The organism is Telluria aromaticivorans, from assembly GCF_013003915.1.
In the GTDB taxonomy this organism is placed as follows: domain Bacteria; phylum Pseudomonadota; class Gammaproteobacteria; order Burkholderiales; family Burkholderiaceae_D; genus Telluria; species Telluria aromaticivorans.
This window is the reverse complement of sequence record NZ_JABAIV010000008.1, coordinates 90,278-104,280: the sequence shown is the minus strand read 5'-3', so window position 1 is coordinate 104,280 and position 14,003 is coordinate 90,278. Positions and strand designations below refer to the sequence as shown.

General features: G+C 63.3%; 12 protein-coding genes. 2 read left to right on the top strand and 10 right to left on the bottom strand.

Going from position 1 to position 14,003, the window contains the following annotated elements; all coding sequences use genetic code 11:
- Positions 1-62 precede the first annotated feature (62 nt).
- The 3 genes from HGB41_RS19450 to HGB41_RS19440 all read right to left on the bottom strand — a co-directional run bounded on the left by HGB41_RS19450 (position 63) and on the right by HGB41_RS19440 (position 3,847).
- Complete coding sequence (locus HGB41_RS19450; protein ID WP_171087550.1) at positions 63-1,511, bottom strand: aspartate aminotransferase family protein; 1,449 nt, start codon at positions 1,509-1,511, stop codon at positions 63-65.
- Positions 1,512-1,542: 31 nt separating this feature from the next.
- The gene (locus HGB41_RS19445; protein ID WP_171087747.1) at positions 1,543-2,913 is read right to left on the bottom strand and encodes a glutamine synthetase family protein; all 1,371 of its coding nucleotides are present in this window, start codon (positions 2,911-2,913) and stop codon (positions 1,543-1,545) included.
- Positions 2,914-3,064: 151 nt separating this feature from the next.
- Positions 3,065-3,847, bottom strand: a complete 783-nt coding sequence (locus tag HGB41_RS19440) for a gamma-glutamyl-gamma-aminobutyrate hydrolase family protein (RefSeq protein ID WP_171087548.1) — start codon at positions 3,845-3,847, stop codon at positions 3,065-3,067.
- A 455-nt stretch (positions 3,848-4,302) separates the two neighbouring features.
- Between HGB41_RS19440 and HGB41_RS19435 the strand changes: the two genes are divergently transcribed.
- Together HGB41_RS19435 and HGB41_RS19430 are read left to right on the top strand one after the other, a co-directional pair.
- Positions 4,303-4,851, top strand: coding sequence for a PEP-CTERM sorting domain-containing protein (locus HGB41_RS19435; protein ID WP_171087546.1), 549 nt, complete (start codon positions 4,303-4,305; stop codon positions 4,849-4,851).
- 128 nt (positions 4,852-4,979) lie between these two features.
- Positions 4,980-6,434 carry an NAD-dependent succinate-semialdehyde dehydrogenase gene (locus tag HGB41_RS19430; RefSeq protein ID WP_171087544.1) on the top strand — a complete coding sequence of 485 codons (1,455 nt, stop codon included), beginning with the start codon at positions 4,980-4,982 and terminating at the stop codon, positions 6,432-6,434.
- 48 nt (positions 6,435-6,482) lie between these two features.
- Here HGB41_RS19430 and HGB41_RS19425 read toward each other — a convergent pair whose 3' ends face one another.
- From HGB41_RS19425 to HGB41_RS19395, 7 genes are all read right to left on the bottom strand, one after another.
- Positions 6,483-6,851: a nucleotide pyrophosphohydrolase gene (locus tag HGB41_RS19425; RefSeq protein ID WP_371868554.1), complete on the bottom strand. Its 369-nt coding sequence runs from the start codon at positions 6,849-6,851 to the stop codon at positions 6,483-6,485.
- The gene (gene can, locus HGB41_RS19420) at positions 6,829-7,521 is read right to left on the bottom strand and encodes a carbonate dehydratase (protein WP_171087540.1); all 693 of its coding nucleotides are present in this window, start codon (positions 7,519-7,521) and stop codon (positions 6,829-6,831) included. The genes HGB41_RS19425 and can overlap by 23 nt, the downstream gene beginning before the upstream one ends.
- Before the next feature lie 230 nt (positions 7,522-7,751).
- The gene (gene dnaJ / locus HGB41_RS19415; RefSeq protein ID WP_171087539.1) at positions 7,752-8,885 is read right to left on the bottom strand and encodes a molecular chaperone DnaJ; all 1,134 of its coding nucleotides are present in this window, start codon (positions 8,883-8,885) and stop codon (positions 7,752-7,754) included.
- 133 nt (positions 8,886-9,018) lie between these two features.
- Positions 9,019-10,965, bottom strand: coding sequence for a molecular chaperone DnaK (gene dnaK / locus HGB41_RS19410; protein ID WP_171087537.1), 1,947 nt, complete (start codon positions 10,963-10,965; stop codon positions 9,019-9,021).
- A 120-nt stretch (positions 10,966-11,085) separates the two neighbouring features.
- Complete coding sequence (grpE, locus tag HGB41_RS19405) at positions 11,086-11,682, bottom strand: nucleotide exchange factor GrpE (RefSeq protein ID WP_171087534.1); 597 nt, start codon at positions 11,680-11,682, stop codon at positions 11,086-11,088.
- A gap of 513 nt (positions 11,683-12,195) precedes the next feature.
- Positions 12,196-13,326, bottom strand: a complete 1,131-nt coding sequence (hemH, locus tag HGB41_RS19400) for a ferrochelatase (RefSeq protein ID WP_171087532.1) — start codon at positions 13,324-13,326, stop codon at positions 12,196-12,198.
- An 81-nt stretch (positions 13,327-13,407) separates the two neighbouring features.
- Positions 13,408-13,836, bottom strand: a complete 429-nt coding sequence (locus tag HGB41_RS19395; protein ID WP_171087530.1) for an organic hydroperoxide resistance protein — start codon at positions 13,834-13,836, stop codon at positions 13,408-13,410.
- Between the last annotated feature and the right edge of the window lie 167 nt (positions 13,837-14,003).

Here is a 14,003-nt window from a genome sequence, read left to right as displayed (position 1 = left end):
TCAGGCCACTGGCCTGAAGTACCTTGCCCACGCGTTCAACCTGTGTACGCAGGCCGGCTCGCTTAATCCATCCAACCGCGCTGCGTCACTTCTTCCAGCGTCAAATCCAGGCAATACCGAATCCGCTCCACCATCTCGTCGATCTGCCCCACCGTAATCGACAGCGGCGGCGCCACGATCATCCGGTCGCCGACCGCGCGCATGATCACGCCGTTGTCGAACATGTGCTTCCGGCACAGCATCCCCACCACATGCGTCGATGCGAACGGCTCGCAGTCGTGCACCGTTTCGCCGTTGCGCCGCACCAGGTTCAGGCCCGCCGTCAGGCCGCAGGTTTCCGCATGCCCCACCAGCGGATGCGACACGAGCGAAGCGAAGCAGGCCTTCAGGTGCGGCCCGGTCGCCAGCGCCACGCGCTCGACCAGCTGCTCGGTTTCCAGGATGCGGATATTTTCCAGCGCCGCCGCACAGGCGGACGGATGGCCCGAATACGTGAAGCCGTGGTTGAAGTCCCCGCCCTTCTCTGTCAAGAGGTGCGCTACGCGCCCACCCACCAGCACCCCGCCCAGCGGCACATAGCCGGAAGTGACGCCTTTGGCAAAGGCAATCAGGTCGGGCTGGAAGCCCATCAGTTCGCAGCCGAACCAGGTGCCCAGGCGCCCGAAGCCGCAAATCACTTCGTCGGAAACCAGCAGGATGTCGTACTTGTCGCAGATGCGCTGGATCTCGGGCCAGTAGGTGGAAGGCGGGATGATGACGCCGCCCGCGCCCTGCACCGGCTCGCCGATGAAGGCGGCGACGTTTTCCGGCCCGAGTGCGAGGATGCTCGCTTCCAGCCAGCCGGCAGCTTCCAGACCGAACTCGGCTTCGCTCATGCCACGCCCGCCTTCCGCGTAGCTCGGCTGGCCGATGTGATGGATGCCGGGGATCGGCAGCCCGCCCTGCGCGTGCATGCCTGCCATGCCACCGAGCGAGGCTCCCGCCATGGTGCTGCCGTGGTAGGCGTTGCGGCGGCTGATGATGGCCTGGCGCCCGGGTTGCCCGGCCAGTTGCCAGTAGCGCCGCACCATGCGCACGATGGTGTCGTTGGCCTCCGAGCCGCTGTTGGTATAGAAGACGTGCTGGAACTGCGGCGGAGAGATGTCGGCCAGCAGCGCCGCCAGCTGCACCGCCGGCACGTTGGTGGTGTTGAAGAAGCTGTTATAGAAGGGCAGCTGCAGCATCTGGGCGTGGACGGCGTCGGCGATGCTGGTGCGGCCGTAGCCTGCGTTTACGCACCACAGGCCGGCCATGCCGTCGATGATTTTATTACCCTCGGAATCCCACAGGTAGATGCCGTCGCCGCGCACGATCACGCGGGCGCCGTGTTCGCGCAGCGCGGCGTGGTCGGTGAACGGATGCAGGTAATGCGCGCTGTCGAGCTGCTGCAGGAACTTGGTATCAAGCCCCTGCGGCCCGGCCCCCTCCGGCAGGATGCCAGGCACGCCGGCCTGCGGTGGATTGGTCGTCATGATTGCCTCCCATCGTGTGGACCTGCACGGATCAGACGTGCAGCAGGAGGTGTTCGCGCTCCCACGGGCTGATGACGCGCATGAATTCCTGGTGCTCGAGATCCTTTACTGCAGAGTACACGTCGATGAAGCGTTCGCCAAGGATGTCGCGCAGGCGGGCTTCGCGCCGTAGTTGCGTAATTGCCTCGGACAGCCCGCCCGGCAGCTCGACCGGCATGTCGTAGGCGCTGCCTTCCACCATCGGGCTCGGGTCGATCGCCTCGGTCATGCCGAGGTAGCCGCAGGCCAGCGTCACGGCCAGCGCCAGGTAGGGATTGGCGTCGGCGCCGATCACGCGGTTTTCCACGCGGCGGTCCTGGGCGCCCGAAACCGGCACCCGGAAGCCGACCGTGCGGTTGTCCATGCCCCACTGCAGGTTGATCGGCGCCGCCGTGTGGCGCACGATGCGGCGGTAGGAGTTCACGTAGGGTGCGACGATCGCCATCGCCGACGGCATGTAGCGCTGCAGGCCGCCGATGTAGTGGCTGAAGGCAGGCGAGGCGCTGCCGTCTTCGTTGCTGAAGATATTGCGTCCGGTCTCGGCATCGACCACGCTCTGGTGCACGTGCATCGCCGATCCCGGCTCGTCGGCCATCGGCTTGGCCATGAAGGTGGCGTACATCTCGTGCTTCAGCGCGGCCTCGCGCAGGGTGCGCTTGAAGTAGAAGACCTTGTCGGCCAGCCCCAGCGGATCGCCGTGCAGGAAGTTGATTTCCATCTGGCCGGCGCCGATCTCGTGGATGAGCGTGTCGACGTCGAGGTTCATCAGCTCGCAGTAGTCGTAGATGTCCTCGAACAGCGGGTCGAACTCGTTCACCGCATCGATGCTGTAGACCTGGCGGCTGGTCTCGGCGCGGCCGCTGCGGCCGACCGGCGGGGCCAGCGGCAAATTCGGATCGATGTTCTTGGCCGTCAGGTAGAACTCCAGCTCGGGCGCAACCACCGGCTTCCAGCCGCGCTCCGCATACAGCTTGAGCACGCGGCGCAATACGCTGCGCGGCGCGAAATCGACCAGGGTGCCGTCGGCGAAATAGCAGTCGTGGATGACTTGCGCGGTCGGGTCGACCGCCCACGGCACCATGGTGATGGTGGTCGGATCGGCCTTTAAAATCATGTCGCGGTCGGTGACGGCGATGGCGCTGTTATAGGAGTCGTCACGCTCGGGCGTGTTGCCGGTCACGGTCATGCCGAGCACCACTTCGGGGATGCGCATGCCGCGGTCTTCGGTGAATTTCACCCGAGGGAGGATTTTTCCACGGGCGACACCGGTCAAGTCGGGGACCAGGCATTCGATTTCGGTGACACGCTTGGCGTTGAGCCACTCCTCCATGTCGGTATAAGAAAACTTGTCGCGGATTGCCATGATTGCCTCTCTGTCTGTGTGGGGGTCGCGCGTGAACGGGTGGATCACGCGCGTGTCGGCGCCGCTGTCGGGCGCGCTGGGTGCTTCAGGCAGGGAAGCTAGGGGACGGCGCTGGTTGCCCATGGGCGCACCGTCGGTGTCGTGCATTTGCTCATGTCTGGTTCCGTTCCGCGGCCTGGCGCTCGGCGTGGCACTTGGCCTGGTAGTCGCGGCAGGCCTGGCCAAAGGCGCCGAACATTTTCATCGAGTACGGGTTGTGCTGGATGCGCCACTCGGGATGCCACTGCAGCGCCAAGGTGAAGCCGGGCGCGGTTTCGACCGAGAAGGCTTCGACCAGGCCGTCTTCGGCAACTGCCTCGACGCGCAGGCCGGGCCCGAGTTCATTGACGCCCTGGCCGTGCAGCGAATTGACCGGGATCTCGGGCACGCCCAGCATGCGCTCGAGGCAGCCGCCGGGCATGATGGTGACGTTGTGGGCATCGCCGTATTGCTCGTCCATTCCGAGTTCGGGGTTCTCGCGGTGGTCGAACTTGCCGCTCACTGCCTGCACCGCCTGGTGCAGGTTACCCCCCAGGGCCACGTTCATTTCCTGGAAGCCGCGGCAGATCGCGATGATCGGGATGCCGCGCCTGACCGCCTCGCGGATCAAGGGCAGCGTGGTCTGGTCGCGCGCCGGGTCTTGCGGCAGCGACGGGTCGAGCACTTCTTCGGAATAGTAGCTGGGGTGGACGTTCGAGGCCGACCCGGTGAGCATGATGCCGTCGCACAGGTCGAGCACCGTTTCCAGGTCGAGCGATTCGCCGAGCGAAGGCAGGATCATGGGCACGCAGTCGGCGCCGAGGACGACGGCGTCGACATACTTGTACTGGGCGGCGTGATACGGGTGTTCGCCAAAATCACGCGTGCATGCGGGGACGATCACGATGGGGCGCATGGTCTCTACCTTGTGTGTAAGCGCACGAGACCATGATACGAGCATTCTGGTCCGGGCGCGAGTGGGCAAAAATTGCACTAACGATGCGCCAGATCAAACACAGCGCGAACCCCGCACTGCCTCCTGCCTAGCTTCCTGAGAAATGGGGTTCCATAACAAAAGCTTAACGGTAACTCGACAATCATGCCAACACGGTAAGCCATCAGCACGTGCGAAATTTCCTTTCAGAATCACCTGGCTCTTGAAATTTTATTTCATCCCGAATAATGAGAAATGACCCGGTATTACTTTTGAAGGTGTCGCCGGATTTGACACCTTATGCCGGACGGATCACCCCTCCATCCGCCAAGTAATTGAATTTCTGCATGTTTTTTCACAGGCACGGCTCTTGCTATGTAGCCATTAACTTCCCGCTGCCGAAGAGGAAGCAATCGACAACCAAACTGGGAGAGAACATGAACGCACTGAAACGGATTCTTGGCACAGCAGTACTGGCCTTCGGCATATGCGGCGCAGCGTCTGCCGAGATCATCACCGATACCTACGACCCGTTCTGGGACATCAACGTCAACTCGTACAATTCGCTCACTTACACGCACGACATGCGCGACGATGGCCTTCCCGGCCCCATCATCAATTCGGTGTCGCTCGCCATCAAGCTGTATGACATCACCGACCTGCTGCGCACCCATGCCGAAACGGTGACGTTCCGCTTCGATGGCGGACCGGGCGAGACGCGTTCGAACGTGTCCCTGCTTGGCCAGACCTACTCCTTCGACCTGGCGACTTCGATCCTCGATGACGGCCTGCTGTCGGTCTCGCTGCGGGTCGGCTGCGACCGCCGGTTCCTGGGCATCTGCACCTCGCCGCAGGATGTCATGTTCGATTATTCGGTCCTGACGGCCGACATCACCCGCCCTGGTGAGGTGCCTGAACCGGCCACGCTGCTCACCCTGGGTGCCGGCCTGGTGGGACTGGTCGCGGCGCGCCGCCGCCGCACCTGACGCGCGGCTGCTTGCGCTGCGGCTGCGGCGCCGCTTCCAGCAACGGCGTCGCAGCCGCTACCCCGGCGGACCGTGGCAAAAAGGTCTACTATGTCGCTTTGCAAATTGCAGCCCATGCAAAGGACATCATGCCGAACCTGAAAGACCCTTCCTTGCTGCGCCAGCACGCCTATATCGATGGCGCGTGGTGCGATGCCGACGACGGCGCAACCGTCGCCGTAACCAATCCCGCCACCGGCGAGACGTTGGGCTTGGTGCCGCACACGGGCGCGCTTGAAACCCGCCGTGCGATCGAAGCCGCGAATGCCGCCTGGCCGGCCTGGCGCAAGAAGAGCGCCAAGGAGCGCGCCGCGATCCTGCGGCGGTGGCATGACCTGATGCTGGAAAACGCCGACGACCTGGCGCTCTTGATGACGCTTGAACAGGGCAAGCCGCTGGCCGAATCGAAAGGCGAAGTCGCGTACGCCGCTTCGTTCTTCGAGTGGTTCGGCGAGGAAGCCAAACGCATTTCCGGCGAGACCCTGGCCTCGCCTTGGGGCGACCGCCGCATCGTCGTCACCAAGGAACCGGTCGGCGTGTGCGCTGCGATCACGCCGTGGAACTTCCCGTCCGCGATGATCACCCGCAAGGTCGCGCCGGCGCTGGCTGCGGGCTGCCCGATCGTGCTGAAACCCTCCGAGCTGACGCCCTTCTCGGCGCTGGCGCTGGCCGTGCTGGCCGAACGCGCGGGCGTACCGAAAGGCGTGTTCAGCGTGGTGCCGGGCGACGCCAAGGCGATTGGCAGCGAGATGACCGGCAACCCCATCGTGCGCAAACTCAGCTTCACCGGCTCGACCGCGGTGGGACGCCTGCTGATGGAGCAGTGCGCGCCCACCATCAAGAAGGTCTCGCTCGAACTGGGCGGCAATGCCTCCTTCATCGTGTTCGACGACGCCGATATCGACGCCGCGGTCGAGGGCGCGATCGCCTCGAAATACCGCAACGCCGGCCAGACCTGCGTGTGCGCCAACCGCATCTACGTGCAGGAAGGCGTCTACGACGAATTCGCGCGCAAGCTGGTGGCGGCGGTGGGCAAGCTCAAGGTGGGCAATGGCGCCGACGAGGGCGTCAACCAGGGCCCGCTGATTGAAGAAAAAGCGGTGCGCAAGGTCGAGCAGCACATCGAGGATGCCATTGGCAAGGGCGCCAGGCTGCTGGCCGGAGGCAAGCGCCATGAGCTCGGGCACAGCTTCTTCCAGCCCACCGTGCTGACCGAAGTCACCTCCGACATGCTGGTGGCCACCGAGGAAACCTTCGGCCCGCTGGCGCCGCTGTTCCGCTTTAAAACCGAGGAAGAAGTGGTCAACCTGGCGAATGCCACCGAGTTCGGACTGGCCTCGTATTTCTACGCGCGCGACATCGGGCGCGTGTGGCGCGTGGCCGAGGCCATCGAGACCGGCATGGTGGGCGTGAACACCGGCCTGATCTCGACCGAGGTGGCGCCGTTCGGCGGCGTCAAGCAGTCGGGCCTGGGGCGCGAAGGCTCGACCTACGGCATGGACGACTACCTGGTGGTGAAATACATCTGCATGGGCGGGATCTGACGCCTGGGGCCGGCCGCGCCTGTTCGGCGGGGCCGGCCCTGGCCTGTCTTACTTCTTGTACTCATAATACTTCCGCGCATCCCCGCGCACCTGCTCCGCCGGGTACTTCTCGCGGTTGAGCACCATCTTCTCCTCCACCGCCCCGAACAGGTCGACGTCGAGCTTGTCGGCCAAACGCACCAGGTAGACCAGCACGTCGGCCATCTCGTGCCGCACTTCCACCAGCTTGTCCGCGCCCAGTTCGTCGACGCGCCCATGCTGCAGCCACTGGAAATGCTCCAGCAGCTCGGCCGCCTCCACCGTCAAGGCCGAGGCCAGGTTCTTCGGCGTATGGAACTGGTCCCAGTCGCGCTCGTCCACGAATGCGCGGACGATGTCGCGCAGCTGGGTTAAATCACTGTCCGCGCCGTTCGTCACGTACTTGTCCCCCGTCCAGGTAACCATTGAGCACGCGCTCGAGCTTGGGCGCGATTTCGTCCTGGCTGCCAATGGTGATGCCGAGGTCGCGCAGCAGGCCGTCGTGCACGCCGTAGACCCAGCTGTGGATGGTCAGCGGCTGGCCGCGTTCCCAGGCGTCGCGCACCACCGTCGTCTGCGCCACGTTGATCACCTGCTCGGCCACGTTCAGTTCCACCAGGCGGTTGGTCGCGGCGCGGCCGACCACGTTGCCGAGGTATTTGCCGTGCTTTTCGCGCACGTCGCGCACGTGGCCCAGCCAGTTGTCGGCCAGGCCGACGCGCTGGCCGGTCAGCGCCGCATGCACACCCGAACAGCCGTAGTGGCCGCAGATGATCACGTGCTTCACCTTCAGCACGTCGATCGCGAACTGCAGCACGGAGAGGCAGTTCAGGTCGGAGTGCACGACCACGTTGGCGATGTTCCTGTGCACGAACAGTTCGCCCGGCGCCATGCCCAGCAGTTCGTTGGCCGGCACGCGGCTGTCGGAGCAGCCGATCCACAGGTATTCAGGCGCCTGCTGCGCTGCCAGGTCCTTGAAGAAGTTCGGGTCTTCGGCCACCATCGAGGCAGCCCATGTGCGGTTGCGTGCGAAAAGGTCTTCCGCAGTCACCCCTGTTTTATTTTCCAATTTTTCTCCCTGTGTCGATGTGTCCCGAGCGTGTCAATGCCGGGCAGTTGTAGGGTGGGCGGGGTAACTCAGGCCAGTGGCCTGGGTTACGAACGCCCACGCGGTGATAGTTGGATATGAAGCGCCACGCAGGCAGAATCACCGTGGTTTGACCGCGTGGGCGGCGAAGCCGCCCACCCTACGAAAAAAACCGCCGGGGGCTCGCGCCGCCGACGGTTCGTGACAACTCCTTACTCGAAGAAGTCCTTGACCTTGTCCATCCAGCCCTTGCTCTGCGGGCTGTGCTTGGCGCCGCCCTCGTTGGTCGAGCGCTCGAACTCGCGCAGCAGGTCTTTCTGCTTGTCGGTCAGCTTGACCGGGGTCTCGACCACCACGTGGCAGAACAAATCGCCCACGTAGCCCGAACGCACGCCCTTGATGCCCTTGCCTTTCAGGCGGAAGGTCTTGCCGGTCTGGGTGCCTTCGGGCACCGTGAACGACACCTTGCCGGTCAGGGTCGGCACCTCGATCTCGCCGCCAATGGCAGCCTTGCTGAACGAGATCGGCATCTCGCAGTGCAGGTCGTCGCCTTCGCGCTGGAACACGGCGTGCGGCTTGATGTGGATCTCCACATACAGGTCGCCCGACGGCCCGCCATTCGTGCCCGGCTCGCCGTTGCCGGTCGAGCGGATACGCATGCCGTTGTCGATGCCGGCCGGGATCTTCACTTCCAGCGTCTTGTTGCGCTTGATGCGTCCGGCGCCACCGCAGGCCGCGCAAGGATCCGGGATGATCTTGCCGTTGCCGTGGCATTTCGGGCAGGTCTGCTGGATGCTGAAGAAGCCCTGCTGCATGCGCACCTGGCCGTGGCCGGCGCAGGTGGTGCAGGTGACCGGCTGGGTGCCCGGCTTGGCGCCGCTGCCGTGGCAGGTGTCGCACTTGTCCCAGCTCGGCACGCGGATCGTGGTCTCGTAGCCGTTGGCCGCCTGCTCGAGCGTGATCTCGAGGTTGTAGCGCAGGTCGGCGCCGCGGTAAACCTGCGGTCCGCTGCTGCCGCCGCGGCCACGGCCGCCGCCGAAGATGTCGCCGAAGATGTCGCCCAGGTCGCCGAAACCGCCGGCCCCGAAGCCACCGCCGCCTCCGCCGCCGCCCATGTTCGGATCCACGCCGGCGTGACCATAACGGTCATACGCTTCGCGCTTTTCCGGATTGGTCAGCATCTCGTAGGCTTCTTTTACTTCCTTGAACTTCTCTTCCGCTTCCTTGTTGTCGGGATTGCGGTCGGGGTGGTACTTCATCGCGAGCTTGCGATACGACTTCTTGATGTCGTCTTCCGACGCATTCTTCGCGACCCCCAGGATCTCGTAAAAATCACGCTTTGCCATAGGCGGCACCTTGCTTTGTTATGTACTGATACAACGATCTATGCAAAAAAACCGAGCCGGGGAACCATGTGGTCGCAGCGGCTCGGCGGTTCCCTCGGATCGGGGCAAGTCGAACGACTTGCCCCGGCCGGGATTACTTCGCGTCTTTCACTTCCTTGAAGTCGGCGTCGACCACGTCGTCCTGCTGTGGCTGCTGCTCGCCACCCTGGCCGCCCGGCTGGCCGCCTGCCGCGCCGGCAGCACCTGCCTGCTGGGCCTGCATGTCGGCATACATCTTCTCGCCCAGCTTCTGCGCTGCGCTCGACAGGGCTGCGGTCTTGGCATCGATGTCCGACTTGTCGCCGCTCTTGATCGCGCCTTCCAGGTCGGTGATCGCCGCTTCGATCGCTTCCTTCTCGCCGGCTTCCAGCTTATCGCCGTATTCGGTCAGGGACTTCTTGGTCGAGTGCACCAGCGCGTCGCCCTGGTTGCGGGACTCGGCCAGTTCCTTGACCTTCTTGTCTTCTTCCGCGTTCAGCTCGGCATCCTTCACCATCTTCTGGATCTCGTCTTCGGTCAGGCCCGAGTTCGCCTTGATGGTGATCTTGTTTTCCTTGCCGGTGGCCTTGTCTTTCGCGCCGACGTGCAGGATGCCGTTGGCGTCGATGTCGAAGGTCACTTCGACCTGTGGGGTGCCGCGTGGCGCCGGCGGGATGCCCTCGAGGTTGAATTCGCCCAGGCCCTTGTTGCCCGATGCGATTTCACGCTCGCCCTGGAATACCTTGATGGTCACGGCCGGCTGGTTGTCGTCGGCAGTCGAGAACACCTGCGAGAACTTGGTCGGGATCGTGGTGTTCTTGTGGATCATCTTGGTCATCACGCCGCCCAGGGTTTCGATACCCAGCGACAGTGGCGTGACGTCCAGCAGCAGCAAGTCCTTGCGCTCGCCCGACAGGACCGAGCCCTGGATGGCGGCGCCGACAGCGACGGCTTCGTCCGGATTGACGTCGCGGCGTGGTTCCTTGCCGAAGAACTCCTTGACCTTTTCCAGTACCTTCGGCATGCGGGTCATGCCGCCGACCAGGATGATGTCGTCGATGTCAGTGACCTTGACGCCGGCATCCTTGATGGCGGTGCGGCATGGCTCGATGGTCTTCGAGATCAATTCCTCGACCAGCGATTCCAGCTTGGCGCGGGTCATCTTCAGGTTCAGGTGGACCGGCGCGCCGTTCGCCATGGCGATGTACGGCTCGTTGATTTCGGTCTGCTGCGACGACGACAGTTCGATCTTGGCGCGCTCGGCCGAAGCCTTGATGCGCTGCAGGGCGATCGCGTCTTTCGACAGGTCCAGGCCGTTGATCTTCTTGAACTCGTCGATGATGTAGTCGATGATGCGCTGGTCGAAGTCTTCGCCGCCCAGGAAGGTGTCGCCGTTGGTCGACAGCACTTCGAACTGCTTCTCGCCGTCCACGTCCGCGATCTCGATGATCGAGACGTCGAAGGTGCCGCCGCCGAGGTCATACACGGCGATCTTGCGGTCGCCCTTTTCGGTCTTGTCCAGGCCGAAGGCCAGCGCGGCCGCGGTCGGCTCGTTGATGATGCGCTTGACGTCCAGGCCCGCGATACGGCCGGCGTCCTTGGTTGCCTGGCGCTGCGAGTCGTTGAAGTAGGCCGGCACGGTGATGACCGCTTCGGTGACTTCTTCGCCGAGGTAGTCTTCGGCGGTCTTCTTCATCTTGCGCAGGATTTCAGCCGACACCTGCTGTGCCGCGAGCTTCTTGTCGCGCACGCCGATCCAGGCGTCGCCGTTCTCGGCCTTGACGATCTGGTACGGCATCAGGCCGATGTCCTTCTGGACTTCCTTTTCGTCGTACTTGCGGCCGATGAGGCGCTTCACGGCGAACAGGGTATTTTTTGGATTGGTAACGGCCTGGCGTTTAGCCGGCGCACCGACGAGGATCTCGCCGTCTTCCTGATAGGCGATGATCGACGGGGTCGTACGCGCGCCTTCGGCGTTCTCGATGACCTTTGGCTGGCCGTTTTCCATGATCGCGACGCAGGAGTTGGTGGTTCCCAGGTCAATACCGATAATTCTGCCCATGATGTGTTCCTTTTATATAAAACGCTTAGTTTCGGATGGATTCAATATTGGGAAAAACTGCGTGCTTTCAAGGGGATACTGATTGAAACCCTGACGAGCGCGCCGCAGCGTCACTTCCACTTACTTCGGCGCGGCGGCCGTCACGATTGCCGGACGCAACAGGCGGTCGGCGATCATGTATCCCTTTTGCAGCACGGTGACCACGGTATTGGCCTCCTGCTCGGACGGCACCACGGCAACGGCCTGGTGCTTGTTCGGGTCGAGCTTCTCGCCCGCTTGCGGCATGACTTCCAGCACGCGGTTCTTTTCGAAGGCGGCGCTCAGTTGCTTGAGCGTCATTTCCACGCCTTCGCGGATGGCGTCGACGGTTTGCGTCTCGACTTTCAGCGCCATTTCCAGGCTGTCGCGCACCGGCACCATGGCCTCGGCAAAGCTTTCGATGGCGAATTTATGGGCCTTGGTCACGTCTTCCTGGGCGCGGCGGCGGATGTTCTCCGCGTCAGCCTTGGCGCGCATGAAAGCATCGTGCATTTCGGCCAGCTTGGCTTCGGTGGCGCTCAATTGCGCTTCCAGGTCGGACTGGCCCGACATCTCGGCCGTGCTTGGCGGGACACCCGCCTGGCCGGCGCCGGCCTGTGCGGCCTCGGTAGCTGCATCAGCAATGGCGGCATCAAGCGGCGATTGCTGGGACACCTCTTGGTTTTCTTGGTCTTGCATCGAAAAAACTCCTAGAATCAAGGACTTGGCTTAATTGGTAACGTATCCTGCCTGACACACAGGCCCGCAGATGGGGTGATCTCCTACATTTTCAAGGGGATTGCAGAGATCCCATGATGAAAATTCGGAAATTATTTGTTACAAGATTTACGGTTTCCCTGAATCATTTCCCAGTTAAAAGTCTTACTCTTCCTCAAAGGGTGCGGCATGGGGGCCGCAGAGACCTGGGAGCAGACTTCATGAGATTACAACTGATCAGCGGCGCCGTCGTCCTGTACACCCTCGCGGTGCTGGTGTGGCTGTGCTACGTGGGAATCGGCGCGACGCCCTGAGCGCTTTTCGTAGGGTGGGCGGCTCCACTCGGTGATGCGATTCGCTCGCGCCATGTGTGCCGCCCACGCGGTGATCGATGACGGCTCCGCTTTCGTGCCGGATGATCTCGCCGCAACGTATCACCGCGTGAGCGTAATTCCGGGCAGTGCCCGGAATTACGCCCACCCTACGGGCAAGCAACTATTTTAACATGTCGGCAACACCAGCTTCAGCACCAAGCTGGGCTGCATGCTGGGCGCCGACCTGGGCGTCACGGCGCTGGGCCGCGCGCTGGGCGGGCGTGAGGATGGTCGGCCAGCCGATCAGGTGCTGTTCGGCGATCTCGGCCAACCCGGTGATCCAGGCCGGCGATTCGTTCAGGCAGGGGATGTAGTGAAATTCCTTGCCGCCCGCAGCCTCGAAATCGTGCCGCACTTCCATATTGATTTCCTCCAGGGTTTCCAGGCAGTCGCTGGTGAAACCCGGGCAGATCACGTCGATCCGCTCCAAACCCTCGCGCGCCAGCTGTTGCACGGTCGGGGCGGTGTAGGGCTGGAGCCATTCGGCCTTGCCGAAGCGGGACTGGAAAGTGACGATGTATTCGTCCGCCCCCATGCCCAGCGCGGCCGCCAGCAGGCGCGCGGTCTTCTGGCATTCGCAGAAATACGGGTCGCCCAGCAGCAGCGTGCGCTTGGGGATGCCGTGGAAACTCATCACCAGCTTCTGGCCGCGGCCGTGGGCCTCCCAATAGGATTCCACACTCTCGCGCAGCGCCTCGATATAGCCTTCGTGGTCATGGTAGTGCTTGACCAGGCGCAGTTCGGGGATGTTGCGGATCTTGCCAAAATAGGCATAAACGGCATCCCAGACCGAGGCGGTGGTGGTGCCGGAATATTGCGGATAGGCGGGCAAAACCACGATCCGCTCGCAATGCTCTGCCTTCAGGCGATCGAGCACCTCGGGCAGCGAAGGCGAGCCGTAGCGCATCGCCATCACCACCTTCACGGCTTCATGGCCGCGCTCGTGCAGCATCTTGTCGAGCAGCGCCGCCTGATTTTCGGTATGCAGCTTCAGCGGCGAGCCGTCGCGGGTCCAGATCGTGCGGTATTTGGCGGCCGACTTGCCGGAGCGGAAAGGCAGGATGAATAGGTGCAGGATGAACCACCAGACCCTGGCCGGGATCTCCACCACGCGCGGGTCGGAAAGGAACTCCTTCAGGTAGCGGCGCACGGCCTTGCGGGTCGGTGCATCGGGCGTGCCGAGGTTGACCAGCACGATGGCGTTCGCGGACACGGTGCCGTGGGTGAAGGGCGGTTCTTTTCTGGATGGCATGGGCGGGGAAGGTTGGACGGACGCCCGCTATTATAAAGTGGCGTCCTGCCGCCGCACATGTGTACGGCGGACAACAGCGGGTCAGGTGGTCGTGTTCAGGCGCACGTCGATGTTGTTGCGGGTGGCATTCGAATACGGGCAGACGATGTGGGCCTTGTCGACCAGTTCCTTGAGCTGGGCCGGATCCATGCCGGGGCCGTGGATGGTCAGGTCGACTTCGATGCCGAAGCCGGTCGGGATCGGGCCGATGCCGACGTCGCCCTTGACGGTCAGGTCCGGCGGCAAGGTCATCTTCTGCTGGCCGGCCACGAACTTCAGCGCACCGAGGAAGCAGGCCGAATAGCCGGCCGCAAACAGCTGCTCGGGATTGGAACCCGGACCACCACCGCCGCCGAGTTCCTTCGGCGTGCTCAGCTTCAGATCAAGTACACCATCGGAACTTTTCGAGGTCCCCTCGCGGCCGCCCTGCGACGTCGCCTGGGCGCGGTACAGCACTTTATCGATACTCATTCGAACTCCCTTCAGTGGTGGTGGACGAGCCATGACTTTGCCACAGAATCGCGAATCAAGTTGGCCCGTAGGGTGGGCAGGTTCCTGCCCACGCGTTCAAATCACGCTTGCAGTGCGGCGACGCGATTATTCACGCGCTGGTTGAACGCGTGGGCAAGAAACTTGCC

What these genes read in the sequence shown, in the direction of transcription:
- HGB41_RS19450 (WP_171087550.1), bottom strand. Translation starts at nt 1,511, where the DNA reads ATGACGACCAATCCACCGCAGGCCGGCGTGCCTGGCATCCTGCCGGAG.
- HGB41_RS19445 (WP_171087747.1), bottom strand. Translation starts at nt 2,913, where the DNA reads ATGGCAATCCGCGACAAGTTTTCTTATACCGACATGGAGGAGTGGCTC.
- HGB41_RS19440 (WP_171087548.1), bottom strand. Translation starts at nt 3,847, where the DNA reads ATGCGCCCCATCGTGATCGTCCCCGCATGCACGCGTGATTTTGGCGAA.
- HGB41_RS19435 (WP_171087546.1), top strand. Translation starts at nt 4,303, where the DNA reads ATGAACGCACTGAAACGGATTCTTGGCACAGCAGTACTGGCCTTCGGC.
- HGB41_RS19430 (WP_171087544.1), top strand. Translation starts at nt 4,980, where the DNA reads ATGCCGAACCTGAAAGACCCTTCCTTGCTGCGCCAGCACGCCTATATC.
- dnaJ (WP_171087539.1), bottom strand. Translation starts at nt 8,885, where the DNA reads ATGGCAAAGCGTGATTTTTACGAGATCCTGGGGGTCGCGAAGAATGCG.
- dnaK (WP_171087537.1), bottom strand. Translation starts at nt 10,965, where the DNA reads ATGGGCAGAATTATCGGTATTGACCTGGGAACCACCAACTCCTGCGTC.
- grpE (WP_171087534.1), bottom strand. Translation starts at nt 11,682, where the DNA reads ATGCAAGACCAAGAAAACCAAGAGGTGTCCCAGCAATCGCCGCTTGAT.
- hemH (WP_171087532.1), bottom strand. Translation starts at nt 13,326, where the DNA reads ATGCCATCCAGAAAAGAACCGCCCTTCACCCACGGCACCGTGTCCGCG.
- HGB41_RS19395 (WP_171087530.1), bottom strand. Translation starts at nt 13,836, where the DNA reads ATGAGTATCGATAAAGTGCTGTACCGCGCCCAGGCGACGTCGCAGGGC.